The 15630-nt window shown below is 58.0% G+C and carries 14 protein-coding genes; 6 read left to right on the plus strand and 8 right to left on the minus strand.

The annotated features are described in order from the left end of the window. Positions 1-256 precede the first annotated feature (256 nt). The 3 genes from AACY11_RS04290 (at position 257) to AACY11_RS04300 (ending at position 7000) form a co-directional block, all read left to right on the plus strand. Positions 257-3532, plus strand: coding sequence for a transglutaminase family protein (locus AACY11_RS04290; protein WP_339493940.1), 3276 nt, complete (start codon positions 257-259; stop codon positions 3530-3532). Positions 3533-3620: 88 nt separating this feature from the next. Further along, positions 3621-6107, plus strand: coding sequence for a circularly permuted type 2 ATP-grasp protein (locus tag AACY11_RS04295; protein ID WP_339464591.1), 2487 nt, complete (start codon positions 3621-3623; stop codon positions 6105-6107). Further along, complete coding sequence (locus AACY11_RS04300) at positions 6107-7000, plus strand: transglutaminase family protein (protein WP_339431779.1); 894 nt, start codon at positions 6107-6109, stop codon at positions 6998-7000. The genes AACY11_RS04295 and AACY11_RS04300 overlap by 1 nt, the downstream gene beginning before the upstream one ends. A 128-nt stretch (positions 7001-7128) precedes the next feature. Here AACY11_RS04300 and AACY11_RS04305 read toward each other — a convergent pair whose 3' ends face one another. Then, positions 7129-7308, minus strand: a complete 180-nt coding sequence (locus tag AACY11_RS04305; RefSeq protein ID WP_339431780.1) for a hypothetical protein — start codon at positions 7306-7308, stop codon at positions 7129-7131. 68 nt (positions 7309-7376) lie between these two features. Next, positions 7377-7964 carry an LOG family protein gene (locus tag AACY11_RS04310; protein WP_339431781.1) on the minus strand — a complete coding sequence of 196 codons (588 nt, stop codon included), beginning with the start codon at positions 7962-7964 and terminating at the stop codon, positions 7377-7379. Between the two features lie 343 nt (positions 7965-8307). Between AACY11_RS04310 and azu the strand changes: the two genes are divergently transcribed. After that, positions 8308-8754: an azurin gene (gene azu / locus AACY11_RS04315; RefSeq protein ID WP_339493942.1), complete on the plus strand. Its 447-nt coding sequence runs from the start codon at positions 8308-8310 to the stop codon at positions 8752-8754. A 183-nt stretch (positions 8755-8937) separates the two neighbouring features. Beyond that, on the plus strand, positions 8938-9231 hold the full coding sequence (locus AACY11_RS04320; RefSeq protein WP_339431783.1) for a hypothetical protein: 294 nt from the start codon (positions 8938-8940) through the stop codon (positions 9229-9231). Positions 9232-9349: 118 nt separating this feature from the next. On the opposite strand, the gene nadE is transcribed toward AACY11_RS04320, so the two are convergent. From nadE to AACY11_RS04345, 5 genes are all read right to left on the minus strand, one after another. Beyond that, complete coding sequence (gene nadE / locus AACY11_RS04325) at positions 9350-10177, minus strand: ammonia-dependent NAD(+) synthetase (RefSeq protein ID WP_339431784.1); 828 nt, start codon at positions 10175-10177, stop codon at positions 9350-9352. 4 nt (positions 10178-10181) lie between these two features. Continuing rightward, positions 10182-11405 (minus strand): nicotinate phosphoribosyltransferase, encoded by a 1224-nt coding sequence (pncB, locus tag AACY11_RS04330; protein ID WP_221733073.1) that lies wholly within the window; start codon positions 11403-11405, stop codon positions 10182-10184. Positions 11406-11454: 49 nt separating this feature from the next. Continuing rightward, positions 11455-11709 (minus strand): hypothetical protein, encoded by a 255-nt coding sequence (locus AACY11_RS04335; RefSeq protein ID WP_339493944.1) that lies wholly within the window; start codon positions 11707-11709, stop codon positions 11455-11457. Beyond that, on the minus strand, positions 11702-11971 hold the full coding sequence (locus AACY11_RS04340; protein ID WP_339431786.1) for a hypothetical protein: 270 nt from the start codon (positions 11969-11971) through the stop codon (positions 11702-11704). The genes AACY11_RS04335 and AACY11_RS04340 overlap by 8 nt, the downstream gene beginning before the upstream one ends. Positions 11972-12106: 135 nt before the next feature. Further along, complete coding sequence (locus AACY11_RS04345; protein ID WP_339464594.1) at positions 12107-13573, minus strand: alanine/glycine:cation symporter family protein; 1467 nt, start codon at positions 13571-13573, stop codon at positions 12107-12109. 174 nt (positions 13574-13747) lie between these two features. Here AACY11_RS04345 and AACY11_RS04350 point away from each other — a divergent pair, with 174 nt between their 5' ends. Next, positions 13748-14557, plus strand: coding sequence for a helix-turn-helix domain-containing protein (locus tag AACY11_RS04350; RefSeq protein WP_339431788.1), 810 nt, complete (start codon positions 13748-13750; stop codon positions 14555-14557). Between the two features lie 35 nt (positions 14558-14592). Here the strand turns inward: AACY11_RS04350 and AACY11_RS04355 are convergent, their stop codons facing one another. Then, positions 14593-15489 carry a LysR family transcriptional regulator gene (locus AACY11_RS04355; protein ID WP_339431789.1) on the minus strand — a complete coding sequence of 299 codons (897 nt, stop codon included), beginning with the start codon at positions 15487-15489 and terminating at the stop codon, positions 14593-14595. Positions 15490-15630: the final 141 nt, after the last annotated feature.

Genomic DNA, 15630 nt, shown 5'->3' on the forward strand with positions numbered 1-15630 from the left:
GGAGATTTGTGGTCGGTTTCAATATGTGTATTCAACACCAATCCAATGTGGGAGCGGGTTTGCTCGAGAAGAGGCCAGAACAGGCGACCTTGATCACATGCCTGCCACAAATAGAAGCAAACTCCCCAAACCATTTCCCCGCATTGCCCGATTTTGGTGCTGTACTGCCCAAAGCATTCCGGGAAAGCGCCCAAGCCTCTGTATGGCATAAGTCTTGCGCGCTTTCGAATACGCTTAGGCTCGCAGGAGGCACGCCGTGTCGATTCATGTCGCATTGCATCACGTCACGCATTATCGCTACGAGCGCGCTGTCGAACTCGGCCCGCAGATCGTTCGCCTGCGCCCGGCCGCCCACAGCCGCACGCGAATTCTCTCGTATGCGCTGAAAGTCTCGCCCGAGCAGCATTTCATCAACTGGCAGCAGGACCCACAGGGCAATTACCTGGCGCGATTGGTGTTCCCCGAGAAAACCGATGAGTTGCGCATTGAGGTCGATCTGCTGGCCGAAATGGCCGTTTTCAATCCGTTCGACTTCTTCCTCGAACCCTATGCCGAGAAAATCCCCTTCGCTTACGCCGCCGATGAGCGCAAAGAGTTGGCGCCGTACCTTGAAACCCTGCCGCTGACGCCGACTTTCGAAGCCTATCTGGACGCGATCGACCGCACGCCGTTGCCGGCCGTGGACTTTCTGGTGGCGCTCAATCAGCGTCTGAGTGAAGACATCGGCTACTTGATCCGCATGGAGCCGGGTGTGCAAACCCCGGAGCACACCCTCGAACACGCCTCCGGCTCCTGCCGCGACTCGGCGTGGTTGCTGGTGCAACTGCTGCGCAACCTCGGGCTGGCGGCGCGTTTCGTTTCCGGTTACCTGATTCAGCTCACTGCCGACGTGAAGAGCCTCGACGGTCCCAGCGGCACCGACGTCGACTTCACCGACCTGCACGCCTGGTGCGAAGTGTATTTGCCAGGTGCCGGCTGGATCGGCCTGGACGCCACGTCCGGGCTGTTCGCCGGCGAAGGGCATATCCCGCTGGCCTGTAGCCCCGATCCCTCCTCGGCGGCACCGATCAGCGGCATGGTCGAACCTTGCGAGACGCAATTGAGCCACGAAATGTCCGTGGAGCGAATCTGGGAGGCGCCACGCGTTACCAAGCCTTACACCGATGAGCAGTGGCTGGCGATTCAGGCACTGGGCCGGCAGATCGATGCCGACCTGCTGGAAGGCGATGTGCGCCTGACCATGGGCGGCGAACCGACCTTCGTGTCCATCGATGACCCGGATGGCGCCGAATGGAACACCGCCGCGTTGGGGGCGGACAAACGTCGGCTCTGCGCCGAACTGTTTCAGCGCCTGCGCAAGCATTACGCGCCGAAGGGGCTGGTGCACTTCGGTCAGGGCAAGTGGTACCCCGGCGAGCAACTCCCGCGCTGGTCGCTGAACTGCTATTGGCGCCGCGATGGTGCGCCGATCTGGCACAACGACGCGTTGATCGCCGACGAGCAACAGGATTACGGCGCCGATGGCGAGCTGGCCGGACGCTTTCTGGCGAGTGTCGCCGAACGCCTGAAACTGCCCACACATTTTGTATTCCCTGCCTATGAGGACAATTTCTATTACCTCTGGCGCGAGGGTTCGTTGCCGAGCAACGTCAGCGCCGAAGATTCGCGTCTGGAGGAGCCTTTAGAACGCGCACGCCTGCGCAAGGTCTTCAGCCAGGGCCTGGATAAAGTGATCGGCCAAGTGCTGCCGCTCGCACGCACCGCTAAAGGTGATCAATGGCAGAGCGGGCGCTGGTATCTGCGCGACGAACATTGCCGTCTGGTGCCGGGAGATTCACCGCTGGGCTACCGCTTACCGCTCGGTTCGCAGCCCTGGGTGAAGGCGGCGGAGTACCCGTTCATCCATCCCCAGGACCCGAATCAGGACTTTCCCGAACTGCCGGATGCCGCGCAACTGAACAGTCACGGTGAGCCCGCCACGGTTGACGAGCGCACACCGAAAATCGACGAGTCCGCCGATTGGCTGACCCGCACCGCGTTCTGCGCCGAAGCCCGCGAAGGGCGGTTGTACCTGTTCATGCCGCCGCTGGAACGGGTCGAGGACTATCTGGAACTGGTCGCGGCCATCGAGGCCACCGCCGAAGAACTGCATTGTCCGGTGCTGCTGGAAGGCTACGAGCCGCCGAGCGATCAGCGTTTGAGCAACTTGCGCATTACCCCTGATCCGGGCGTGATCGAAGTGAACGTGCAGCCTTCTGCGACCTGGGATGAGTTGGTCGAACGCACCGAGTTTCTCTATGAAGAAGCGCGGCAAACCCGCCTGACCACCGAGAAATTCATGATCGACGGTCGTCACACGGGCACCGGGGGCGGCAACCATTTCGTCCTCGGCGGCGCGACACCGGCGGATTCGCCGTTCCTGCGTCGTCCGGATCTGCTGCGCAGCCTGATCAGCTACTGGCATAACCATCCGTCATTGTCGTATCTGTTCTCCGGATTGTTCATCGGCCCGACATCGCAGGCTCCGCGGGTCGATGAGGCGCGTAATGATGCTTTATATGAACTGGAAATCGCTTTTGCGCAGATGCCCGAGCCGGGCGAGGAATGCGCGCCGTGGCAGGTGGATCGATTGCTGCGCAATCTGCTGATCGACGTCACCGGCAATACTCACCGCGCCGAATTCTGCATCGACAAACTCTATTCACCGGATGGCGCCACCGGGCGCCTCGGATTGCTGGAATTGCGCGCCTTTGAAATGCCACCGCACGCCCGCATGAGTCTGGCCCAGCAACTGTTGTTGCGAGCGCTGGTCGCACGGTTCTGGCGCGAGCCTTATGCGCCGCCGAAACTGGCGCGGTGGGGCACTGAACTGCACGATCGTTTCCTGTTGCCGCACTTTATCGAACAGGATTTCGCCGACGTCATCGTCGAACTCAACAACGCCGGTTATCCGTTGCGCGCCGAGTGGTTCGCGGCGCATCTGGCGTTTCGTTTTCCCAAGGTCGGTGACTACGCCGTCAATGGCATCGAGTTGGAACTGCATCAAGCGCTTGAACCGTGGCATGTGTTGGGCGAGGAGGGTACGGCGGGTGGCACGGTACGGTACGTCGATTCATCGCTTGAACGTTTGCAGGTCAAGCTCAAGGGCTTGCCGCCGCAGCGGTATCTGCTGACCTGCAACGGCATTGCCGTGCCGTTGCACCCGACCGGGCGTTTGGGCGAATTCGTCGCGGGTGTGCGCTATCGGGCCTGGCAGCCGGCCAACTGCCTGCAACCGACCATCCCGGTACACGCGCCGCTGGTGTTCGACCTGCTCGACACCTGGATGCAACGCTCGCTGGGTGGCTGCCAGTACCACGTCGCCCACCCCGGCGGGCGTAATTACGAGACGCTGCCGGTCAACGCCAACGAAGCGGAGAGTCGGCGCATGGCGCGTTTCTTCCGTATCGGACACACACCGGGGAAACTTCCCATACCTGATCTGACAATCTCCGACGAGCTACCGATGACGCTCGATTTACGACGTTTCTAGATCGTGCGCGACGCCCGGATTTTTCGTATATCCGGGCGTCATGTGCCTGCGTTAGTCTGACCGTTCCTTGCTGTCTGCCGAGCTTTCCATGCCTGACCTGCTAGACCGCTACCCGCTGACGGCGGGCACCTACCACGAACTGCTTGATGGCAGTGGTGCGGTGCGCCCGCACTGGCAACGCCTGTTCGACCAATTGCAGCGCAGCAGTCCGGCGCTACTGCTGCAGCGTCAGGCGTTGCTGGCCCGGCAGATTCAGGAAAACGGTGTGACTTACAACGTCTATGCCGACCCCAAAGGGGCGGATCGCCCGTGGGAGCTGGACCTGCTGCCGAACGTGATCGCTGCGGATGAGTGGCAGCAATTGTCGGCGGGGATCGCTCAGCGTGCGCGACTGCTCAATGCGGTGCTGGCGGATCTGTACGGCCCGCAACGGCTGATCAGGGAAGGCCTGCTGCCGGCGGAACTGGTGTTCGGGCACAACAATTTTCTCTGGCCGTGTCAGGGCATCGCGCTGCCGGAGCAAGCCTTTGTGCATCTGTACGCCGTGGATCTGGCGCGCACCCCGGACGGGCGCTGGTGGGTCACGGCGGATCGCACTCAGGCGCCGTCCGGCGCCGGTTATGCGCTGGAAAACCGCACCATCGTGTCGCGGGCGTTTCCCGAGTTGTACCGCGATCTCAAGGTGCGGCATCTGGCCGGTTTCTTCCGCACCCTGCAAGAAACCCTGGCTCGTCAGGCGCCTTGCGATGACGACGCACCGCTGGTGGTGTTGCTCACGCCGGGGCGCTTCAACGAAAGCTATTTCGAACATTTGTATCTGGCCCGCCAGCTTGGCTATCCCTTGGTCGAGGGCGGCGACCTGACGGTGCGCGATGCCACGGTGTACCTGAAAACCCTCAGTGGTTTGCGCCGGGTGCACGCGATCATGCGTCGGCTCGATGATGACTTCTGCGATCCATTGGAGCTGCGCACGGATTCTGCACTCGGTGTGCCGGGGCTGCTGGAGGCGGTGCGTCAGGGCCGGGTGCTGGTCGCCAATGCGCTTGGCAGCGGCGTGCTGGAGTCCCCGGGGTTGCTGGGGTTTTTGCCGAAGATCAACCAATACCTGTTTGGCGAAGAACTGATCCTGCCCTCCATCGCGACCTGGTGGTGCGGTGAAGCGCCGGTGTTGGCCCAGGCTTTGGAAAAACTGCCGGAATTGTTGATCAAACCGGCCTTTCCCTCGCAAAGTTTTGCACCGGTATTTGGCCGTGATCTGAGTGATAAGCAGCGCAAGAGCTTGTCCGAGCGCATGCAGGCACGGCCTTACGCCTATGTAGCGCAAGAATTGGCCCAGCTGTCCCAGGCACCGATCTGGCAAGCCGAAGACGGCCAGTTGCAGCCCCGCGCCATCGGGATGCGCATGTACGCCGTGGCCGGTAGTGACGGGTATCGGGTGCTGCCGGGTGGTCTGACCCGAGTGGCGGCCGACGCCGATGCCGAAGTGGTATCGATGCAGCGCGGCGGGGCGAGCAAGGACACCTGGGTGCTGGGTGATCGAGCGCCAAGCGGCGAGCAATGGAAGACTCAACGCAACGTCGGTGTACACGATCTGGTGCGACGCGACCCTTACCTGCCGTCGCGGGTGGTGGAAAACCTGTTCTGGTTTGGCCGTTACTGCGAGCGTTGCGACGACAGTGCGCGACTGCTGCGGATCATGCTGGCGCGTTACGTCGACGGCGATGACCCGCAAGCCTTGCTGGCCGCGGTCGATCTTGGTGAACGGCTGGCGCTGTTGCCGGACGAAGGTGAGCTGCCAGAGCGCTTGCTGGCTGCGTTGCTCGGCGAGGACTGGTCGTTCAGCCTGCGTTCCAACTTGCAACGCCTGCAGTGGGCCGCTTCGCAGGTGCGCGGCAAGCTCTCGCGGGAAAACTGGCAGGCGCTGGTGGAATTGCAGCGTGAAGCCACGCAACTGGATACCGACGAGCCGGACTTCGGCGAGTTGCTGGATTTCCTCAATCGTCTGGTGATGTCGCTCGCTGCGCTGTCCGGGTTCGCGCTGGACGACATGACCCGCGATGAAGGCTGGCGCTTTCTGATGATCGGCCGGCGCATCGAGCGTCTGCAATTTCTGAGCAGCAGCCTGGCGGCGTTTCTGCGTGGCGCAGGGGCGTTCGATCAGGCGGGGCTTGAATGGTTGCTGGAGTTGGGTAACAGCAGCATCACTTACCGCTCGCGCTACCTGGCGGTGGCGCAGTTGATTCCTGTGCTCGACCTGTTACTGCTTGATGAGCAGAACCCGCACGCGGTGTTGTTCCAGTTGAAACTGGTGACCCGCACGTTGAAGCGTTTGAACGATGATTTCGGTGTGCCAAGGGAGGCCGGGCTGGCGCAACTGGTCGAGCGACTGGGGCGTTTTGATCTGGGGTGTCTGGAGAATCCGTTGTTTGGTGAATCCAGCGTGCGGTCGGCGCTTGAGGGGCTGGCGGATCTGCTGCAGGAGGTCGCCGACGCCAGCGGGCAAGTATCGGATCGTCTGGCCCTGCGCCATTTCGCCCATGTCGATGATGTCAGCCAGCGCACGGTGTCCGTCTGATGAACGCGCATTACCAGATCTTCCACGACACCTGTTATCACTACGACAGCCCGGTGTCCCTTGCGCAACAACTGGCGCACCTGTGGCCGCGTGAGTGCGCCTGGCAACGCTGCACCGAACAGCAATTGCTGATCAGTCCAGAGCCGACCGCGCGTCGTGATGAACAGGATGTGTTCGGCAATCCATTGACCCGACTGGCGTTCGAGCGGCCCCACGATGAATTGCAGGTCAATGCCCGGCTCACGGTTGAAGTGCTGGCGCGGCCAGTACTGGATTTCAATCAATCCCCGGCGTGGGAACTGACGCGCAATGCGCTGACCTACAGCAGCCAGCCGCTGCCCGCCGACCTGCTTGAGGCGTGCCGTTACCGATTCCAGTCACCGTATGTGCATCTCAAGCGCAGCTTCGTCGAGTTCTCGCAAAGTTGTTTCCCCCCAGGCAGGCCTTTGCTGCTGGGCGTGCAGGACCTGATGCAGAAGATTTTCAGCGAGTTCACCTTCGATGCCGAGGCGACGCAGGTAGCGACGCCGCTGGTGGAGGTTCTGGAGCGTCGACGTGGGGTTTGTCAGGACTTCGCTCATCTGATGCTGGCGTGCGTGCGATCACGCGGATTGGCGGCGCGTTACGTCAGCGGGTACCTGTTGACCCAGCCGCCTCCAGGGCAGCCACGGTTGATCGGCGCCGATGCGTCGCATGCCTGGGTTTCGGTGTTTTGTCCGGTGCTGGGGTGGGTGGATTTCGATCCGACCAACAACGTGCAGCCTGCGCTGGAGCACATCACGTTGGCGTGGGGCCGGGATTTTTCCGATGTGTCGCCGTTGCGGGGAGTGATTCTGGGCGGCGGGAGTCATGATCCGGATGTACGGGTCACGGTCATGCCACTGGAGTCATAACCATCAAATGTACGAGCGGGCTTGCTCGCGAAGGCCATTTCCCAGTGACATTCAGGGGTGAATGTCACGACGCTTTCGCGAGCAAGCCCGCTCCCACAGGAACTCTGTTCAACAATTGCGCAAACGGCTCAGGCGTCTGGCGCCAGATCTTTCGGTGCATCAACATCATCATCTGTCGCCACTTCACCGTCAGGGTTCAGTGCTGCTTCTTCAGCCATTTGTTTTTTGCGCAGAAGCTTTTCCTCTTTCTTCTTTTCCTTTTCCAGGTCTCGTTGACGTTTGGCGAAGGAGTAATTGGGTTTGGCCATGGGCGATCCTCTGGGGTCGAAGGTGAGGTTGAGCGGCGCGTATTCTGCCCTGTATCGATGCCTGACGGTTAGCCGGGTTTTTGGTCGACCCACTTTGGCGTGACGGTCGGCCTCCATTGATCGAGGGCATCGAGCAGCGTTTGTGGCGATTCGCTCACTTGCAGCATGTCACGGTGTGGCCCGCGAACGAAGCCTTCGCCGACGATGTGGTCGAGAAATGCAGTGAGTTTGCTGTAAAAGCCGTTCACTTCCAGCAGGCCCAGCGGTTTGCCGTGGTAGCCGAGTTGGCCCCAAGTCCAGACTTCAAACAGCTCTTCCAGCGTGCCGAGGCCGCCGGGCAGGGCGATAAACGCGTCGCTCAGTTCAGCCATGCGTGCCTTGCGGGCGTGCATGCCATCGACGACTTCAAGGCGAGTCAGGCTTTTGTGGCCGATCTCCTTGTCCATCAGGCTTTGCGGAATGATCCCGATGACTTCGCCGCCGGCGGCCAGCGCGGCGTCCGCCACCAGGCCCATCAGACCCACGGCGCCACCGCCATAAACCAGCGTCAACTTGCGCTCGGCGAGGGCTCTGCCAAGGGCCTGGGCGGCTTCGGTGTAAGCCGGATCAGTGCCAGCATTGGCACCGCAAAACACACAAACGGATTTCAGGGACATGCCTTTCTCCTGGGGCGATCAGTCGCACAGGGTAATGGCTGGCACGCCGCGCTCCAAGGTCTAAACTTCGCGCTGGGGTGTTTCGCAGGTGCCGCTGGCACCACAGGCATACGCGGCAAGCAGGCTGCACAACAGGCTGTTAAAGATCATGACTGGCACTCCGTATCAATGAGATGCGCCGATCATAGGTTCTGCCGGCTGATCTGGCCGTTAGATTGTCTCGATGAGTCTCATAGCCTGAAAGTTGTATACAATTTTTGACTCAAGTCATAGGAACTTGCGAAGATTTCAGGCAGTCTTCCAACCATTAGTGTTTTTGTTAACCCTGCCTTGGAGATTCACCATGTTTTCCAAAGTTGTTGCGGTATCCCTGCTGGCGCTGGCCAGCAGCCAATTGATGGCTGCCGAGTGCAAAACCACCGTTGACTCCACCGATCAAATGTCCTTCAACACCAAGGAAATCGTGATCGACAAGAGCTGCAAGACGTTCACCGTCGAACTGACTCACTCCGGCAACCTGCCGAAGAACGTGATGGGCCATAACCTGGTCATCAGCAAAGTGGCCGACATGCAGCCGATCGCTACCGACGGCCTGGCGGCTGGCATCGACAAAAACTACCTGAAAGAAAGTGATGATCGCGTGATTGCGCACACCAAGATCATTGGCGCTGGCGAGAAAGACTCGCTGACCTTCGATGTATCGAAACTGGCTGCCGGCACCGATTACGGCTTCTTCTGCTCGTTCCCGGGCCACATCTCGATGATGAAAGGCACCCTGACCCTGAAGTAAATTGCAGAGATACCTGTCAGCAAAGAGCCGCTGTAGTTCGCTACAGCGGCTTTTTTATGTCTGAACCGTTTGTCGGGTTCTGTACTGAACCTGTAAGTTCTGACAGTAGACGCAGTTTTACTTCGAGGTTCAAATCTCCAGGCGTCGCGCTTGTCGTGCGACATGAGAAAGAAGGAGAAGGCCATGACCGATAACGTTGAAGTCAATCAGCTGGAAATTACCAAAGTCACGGATTCGAAGGGCAATCTGATTGAGCGGGGGGGTAAAACCTCTGATCGGACATTGATTGTCTATGGGAAAGCCTATCGTCAAGCGGAGGTAACCATTGAAGATGATTTTCTCTTCCGTGAGAAAGTGACCACGGATCCTACAGGGGGATGGGGGGCTACGCTTAAAAAACTGCCGGTGGGCGAGCGTTACCTTGAAGCGGTGGTTGACGGAAAGCGTTCGCAGAGCTGGATTTTATATATCGTGTGACAGCGTTCAGTGATGGCTTTTGTCATCGAAGCGAGCTTTCTATCCTTTACTAGGTGAGGCGCTCTTAAAAAGCGCCTCACTGATACTCAAGACATCAAGACATCAAGACATCAAGACATCACGGCGCAAACGGCATCACGCGCTTGTGATGGGTCTTGTTGTAGGTCGCGACGATGATGTCGAAGGCTTCTTCACGCACCGCCTCGCCATGCAGGAAGGCATCGATCTCGGCATACGTCACGCCGTGGGACGCTTCGTCCGGCTTGCCCGGCGACAGGTCCTCCAGATCCGCAGTTGGAACCTTCTCAACCAGCGACTCCGGTGCACCAAAGTGGCGGGCAATCGCGCGCACCTGGTTTTTTACCAAACCGCTGAGCGGTGCTAGGTCGCAGGCACCGTCGCCGAACTTGGTGAAGAAACCCATTACTGCTTCCGCCGCATGGTCAGTGCCGATCACCAGCCCCTGCGCCGCGCCAGCGATGGTGTACTGAGCCACCATCCTCATCCGCGCTTTGGTGTTGCCGAGGACGAAATCCACCGACACCGCGTGTTTGCCTTCAAACGCCGCGACTTCACTGGCCAGCGACTTTACTGCCGGACCGATATTGACCGTGTGGCGCTCGTCCGGGGCGATGAAATCCACCGAGGCCTGGGCATCGTGTTCGTCGAACTGGGTTTCGTACGGCAGGCGCACGGCGATGAACTTGTAGCGGTTGTCGCCACTGCGCTCACGCAGCTCGCGCATGGCGCGCTGTGCCATCAAACCGGCGGTCAACGAGTCGACACCGCCGCTGATGCCCAGCACCAGGGTCTTGAGTCCGGAATGGGTCAGACAATCCTGGATAAAGGTGATGCGCCGGGCAACTTCGGCCTCAAGGGCCTGGTGGTTGGCGAACGGCGGCTGGACCTTGAGCTGTTCAGCAATCTCACGCTGTACGGCTTGCATGAATTCACTCCTTGCTAGATGGACTGGAATCGGCAGGAACCTGGAAAACATGTCGCAAATAGGCGACGAAATTCGGGTCTTTGCATTGCGACTTGCCTGGCTCGTCGGAGATCTTCGCCACCGGTTGGCCGTTGCAGGCGGTCATTTTAAGCACGATGCTCATCGGTTCGACACCCGGAATGTCACAGGTCAGGTTGGTACCGATGCCGAAGCTCACGTTGATCCGACCGTGCAGCGCCCGGAATATCTCCAGCGACTTGGGCAGTGTCAGGCTGTCGGAGAACACCAGCGTCTTGCTCATCGGGTCGATACCGAGCTTGTGGTAATGGGCGATGCACTTTTCGCCCCACACCACGGGATCTCCGGAATCGTGGCGCAAACCGTCGAAAAGCTTGGCGAAGAACAGGTCGAAGTCACCGAGGAAGGCATCGGTGGTGATGCAGTCGGTGAGGGCGATCCCCAGCAGACCACGGTACTCGCGCACCCAACAGTCGAGCGCGGCAATCTGGCTGTCGATCAGCCGCGGGCCGAGTTGCTGGTGCGCCATGATCCATTCGTGGGCCATGGTGCCTAGCGGCTTCATGTCCAGTTCGCGGGACAGGTGCACGTTGCTGGTGCCGACGAAACGCCCGGGGAAATCGTGCTTGAGCACGTTCACCACTTCTTCCTGCACGCGGTAGGAGAACCGGCGACGGGTGCCGAAATCCGCCACCTGCAATTGCGCCAGTTCGTCTGCCGAGGCGTTGGCGGTCAGCCAGTCGAACTTGCGGTAGAGCTGCTCACGCGCTTGTTCGAGCACGGTTTCGCGGTAGCGATAGCGGTTGCGCACTTCGCTGACGATGGCCAGCAGGGGCACTTCGTAAAGGATCACATGCAGCCACGGCCCACGCAGGCGGATGAACAGCTCGCCGTTCTCGATGCCGGTGTGCACATAACGCAGGTTGAAGCGGAACAGCCCGAGAAAACGCAGGAAATCCGGTTTAAGGAAGGAGATGCGCTCAAGAAAACTCAGTTGATCGGCGCTCAGGCTCAGCTCGGCCAAACGCTCGATCTGATAGCGAATCTCCGCCAGATACGGGCGCAAATCTTCGCTGTTACGGCAACGAAACTCCCATTCGACTTCGACGTTGGGGTAGTTGTGCAGCACCGCCTGCATCATGGTCAGTTTGTAGAAGTCGGTGTCGAGCAGGTTCTGCACGATGCGATCGGCAAACACACTCTCGCTCATAACGGGTCTCCAGGTACGCCGCGCCGTTGCGCGGGCTCAATCAGTGGCGCTAGTGGCGCATATCAGCGGTGGGGATTGCCAGCGCTTTTTTGCTTTCAGGGGAAAGATCCTCTGATGGTATACATCTCAGCCCACAGAACTTATACGTTTTCGGTTGCACCTCCAGCGCGGCTTGAATGACCTGTTCAAGTCGGTCACCGCTTTTTAAGTAGTCAGCCAATAGAGAGTGTTTTGGTATTAAATTGATTTCAACTGCTTTAATCGAAGCGGCTCTGAGCATTTCGTGGGTGACGATTTTATACATGAATGACACCGCCTTTGAAGGTGATCTGTTCCAGCGTGTCGACGCCGTCCTGAAGTAATACGTAAGCCGGAAGTATCAGTCTATAAAAGTCAGAATCATTGGTGCCTTTAATGGTAACTAAAGTGAATGACTCCAAGAGTCCGGTGGCGGCGCGAATTCTGAAACAGGCATCTTCAAATAATTGGTTGGGCGTGGCGTGTGAATCTATGAAGTATGTAGGGTTATTGGTTGCATTTGCTTTTAGGGGGCAAAAACGATTCATGGGGTGAAGTCCTTCCGTTTGTTTTAGGCGTGACAGATCGAAGGGTTTATAGTTCTTTAGATATGATGTTTGCAGTGTGTTGGTGTAGTTGCTGCAAAGCCATTAATTGTTTTAATGGCTTTGCACCTGCCCGGTCTAAGCCTGTATGGGCTGTTTGCTTACGCTTGAGGAAAGAGCGGGTTCGCTACGAATCATTGTGCCTGAGCCGTCGTGCTGCGGCGGCCACGCTAAAGGATCAAGATCCAGATCAAGGAATTTGCTTGGGTCGAACACAGGCGTCTTGATGCCAGCACGGCGTTGTTCGTCGTAGTCGCGCAGAACACGCATGCTGATGTTGAAGAGCAGAAACATGGCTACCAGGTTGACAAGCGCCAGCAGCGTCATGGTGATGTCTGCAAAAGCCAGAACAGTCGACAGATCTTCGACGGAGCCCCAGAACACCAATATCAACACAAGCACACGATAGAAAATCAGCATTTTTCGAGGTTCATCCAACATGAACCGCAGGCTGTTTTCTCCCAAGTAATAGTTGTAAAGCATTGCCGTGAATACGAATAAGGCAAGCACCACGCTGATAAACATCCGTCCCCATTCCCCGACGATGGCTGCCAGCGAGTTTTGTGCCAGAGCAATCCCGTCACCTTCAAATCCCGGTGTGTAGAACCCTGATAGCAAAATCAGGAGCGCAGTACAGGTGCAGATTACGAATGTATCGATGAACACACTCAGTGCTTGTACCGCGCCTTGTGCAACCGGGTGGTCGATCTTCGCGACTGAGGCGACATTGGGAGCACTGCCCAGTCCTGCCTCGTTGGAAAAAACACCGCGTCTGACACCCATGATGATTGCGCTGCCCACCAATCCACCAAACGCCTGATCCAGACCGAATGCGCTTTTGATGATGGTCATCAGCATTGCCGGAACCTGATCGAACTGCAGAACGATCACATAGGCTGTTACGCCGACGTAGGCGAGAACCTTTATAGGAACCAGAAGGTCGGCTACTGCCGCGATACGTTTTATCCCGCCTACGAAGACAGCTCCCAGCATGAAAGAAATTGCGAGCCCCGACCACATAGGCGGCAGGCCAAACGCATTTTTTAGCGAGTGTGATACGGCATGGGACTCGAGACCATTGATTGCAAAACCAAAGGTCACCAGCAATAACACGGCCGCGACCAACCCGAGCCAGCGCTTGTCCAGACCGTGCTGGATGTACCAGGACGGCCCACCTCGATACAGGCCTTTGCCATCGCTACGTTTATAGAGTTGTCCCAACGTGCATTCGAAGAAGCTGCTCGACATGCCCAGAAGAGCGGTCATCCACATCCAGAACACTGCACCGGGTCCACCCATGCTCACTGCAATCCCCACCCCGACGATATTGCCGGTACCGACACGTCCGGCAAGGCTGAGTGTCAGCGCCTGAAATGAACTCAATTGATGGCTGTCGGTATGCCAACTGCCCCGCAAAATACCGAACATATGGGGGAAGTATCTGAGCTGGACAAATCCTGAGCGGACAGTGAAATAGACTCCCAGTCCAAGAACCAAAGGTATCAATACCTTGCTCGACAGAAAGTCGTTGATGACGTCTAGCATTCGAAGCTCCTTGCTATTTAGAGTGCTGGCGAATTAATGGTGTTGTCAGTCCTGAAGCCTTTCAGGACTCGTAATATCCAGCCGTATTTCAATTGATGCAATTTCGCAAGTTGCTTAAATGTGATGCGAGTTGCTGCTATGGTTGCTGTCTCTTGATTTTTGTTGAGTCGGTCTATGTGCGAGTTTTTTTCTGCTAACTTGAGGCTGCTGTGTAGTCACTACAGATCTGTCGCGGAAGTTTGTAGGAAACTTCGAATTAATCGTGGGCAATTCAATAAGTATCTATGTGGGAAAAGCATCCCCACACCTTTCAACCTCAAGCGAATCTGCGACTTTTTTGGCGTGGAAGCGTTTGAAATAGCGCTGCCATCGGAGCAATTCGTTGCCTTGATTGACGTTAGGGCCAATAAAAATCAGGCCTCGGGGGAGGTGAGAGCATCACGGATCATGCATGAACACCTGCGCGAACAGTCCTCACCTGAGCTGAAAGCCCACAGCGGTTATTACTACGAGTATTACAACGCAATGACTGAGCCCGGCTCTATTCTGTGTTCGCTTGTGCATGTACGGGAGGAGGGTGACGACGTTGTCTATGAGCGAAACGAGCGCTTACAGATCGCCGGGGTTGGCGATGATTTCGAGACGTATCGATATTTGGGTGTTGCCTATTACCTGCGCGATCGCTTGTTTTTCGTCGATTATGAATCGCTGACGTCAAACGAGATCAGCCAAACCATCCTCATCCCAAGTTTCAAAAGCTGTATCACTCGGCTCAATGGTTTGAAGCTTGGGGTTTCTGCAGCCGATCATCGTGCTCCTTCATGTTCAAGGGTTGTCTGGGAGTATCTCGGGCAGGAAATCAATCGGGCCGATGCCTATCGGCGCGTAAGGTTGTACAAGGCCAATGATTGCGCTATCGACGCCGATCTGCGCGCACGCCTTGCTCAAGCTCAGGTTGTGGACGGTCTGTTTGTTATTGCCTGACCCCGTCCGTGTAGGAGCTGGCGCAGGGAATGGGATCAGGGGCTATCGATCTGTTCCAGCATCCACTTCACAAAATCGCGCACCTTGGGCACTTCCGCCGAGTGTTCCGGGTAGGCCAGGTAATAGGCGTCGGTGCTGGGCATTGCATGCTGCCAGGGAATGACCAGTTTGCCGTCGGCCAATTCCTCTTCCACCAGAAACCTCGGCAATAGCGCTACACCGCAGCCGACTTGTGCGGCGCGGATGCACATATAAAAGGTTTCGAAACGCGGCCCGTGGTAGCTGTGCTCGGTCTGGTAACCCTGATTGTCGAACCAGTCGTGCCAGGCCTGTGGGCGCGACGCATTTTGCAGCAGCACCAGATCGGTGAGTTGCGTCGGGTCAGTGAACGGTGTTTGCGGCAGGCTGCCCGGCGCGCAGACCGGCACAAGCTCTTCGCCGAACAGCTTCAGGGATTCAGTGCCGGGCCGCGAACTCTGGCCGAAATAGAACGCCAGATCACTGCGCCCTTGCAGCAAATCATCGGCTTCCTGCTCGTTGCATAGATCCAGATGAATCGACGGATGGCGCAAACGCCAGCCCTTCAGGCGCGGCACCAGCCAGCGAGCGCCGAAGGTCGATGGCGTCGAGACGCGCAGGACTTCGGTCTCACCGCCGTAGGAGCGCAGGTAATGGGTCGACATCTCTACCTGTGTGAGGATTTTTCTGACTTCGACCAAGTACAAATCCCCGGCGGGCGTCATCTGCAAACGGCGACGCACGCGACGAAACAACAAGTGCTGCAACAATTCCTCAAGCTGCGCGACCTGTTTGCTGACAGCGCTCTGCGTCAGGTTCAGCTCCTCGGCGGCGCGGGTGAAACTCAAGTGCCGGGTCACGGCCTCGAAGCACTGCAACGCGGTGATCGATGGCAAGTGGCGTTTGTTCAGCATGGCGGATCCTTTTCTTGTCTTTCTATGCTCAGCATGAATAAACGGAATGATATCTCGCGTAAAGGTCGTTTGTTGCCTTGCCGTTGGGACGCTACAACTAAAGGCCTGCCCGGTCGTGAAAAAGCGGCCGCACACATTCAG

The sequence above is a fragment of the Pseudomonas sp. RA_105y_Pfl2_P56 genome (genome assembly GCF_963970845.1).
GTDB lineage: Bacteria > Pseudomonadota > Gammaproteobacteria > Pseudomonadales > Pseudomonadaceae > Aquipseudomonas > Aquipseudomonas baetica_A.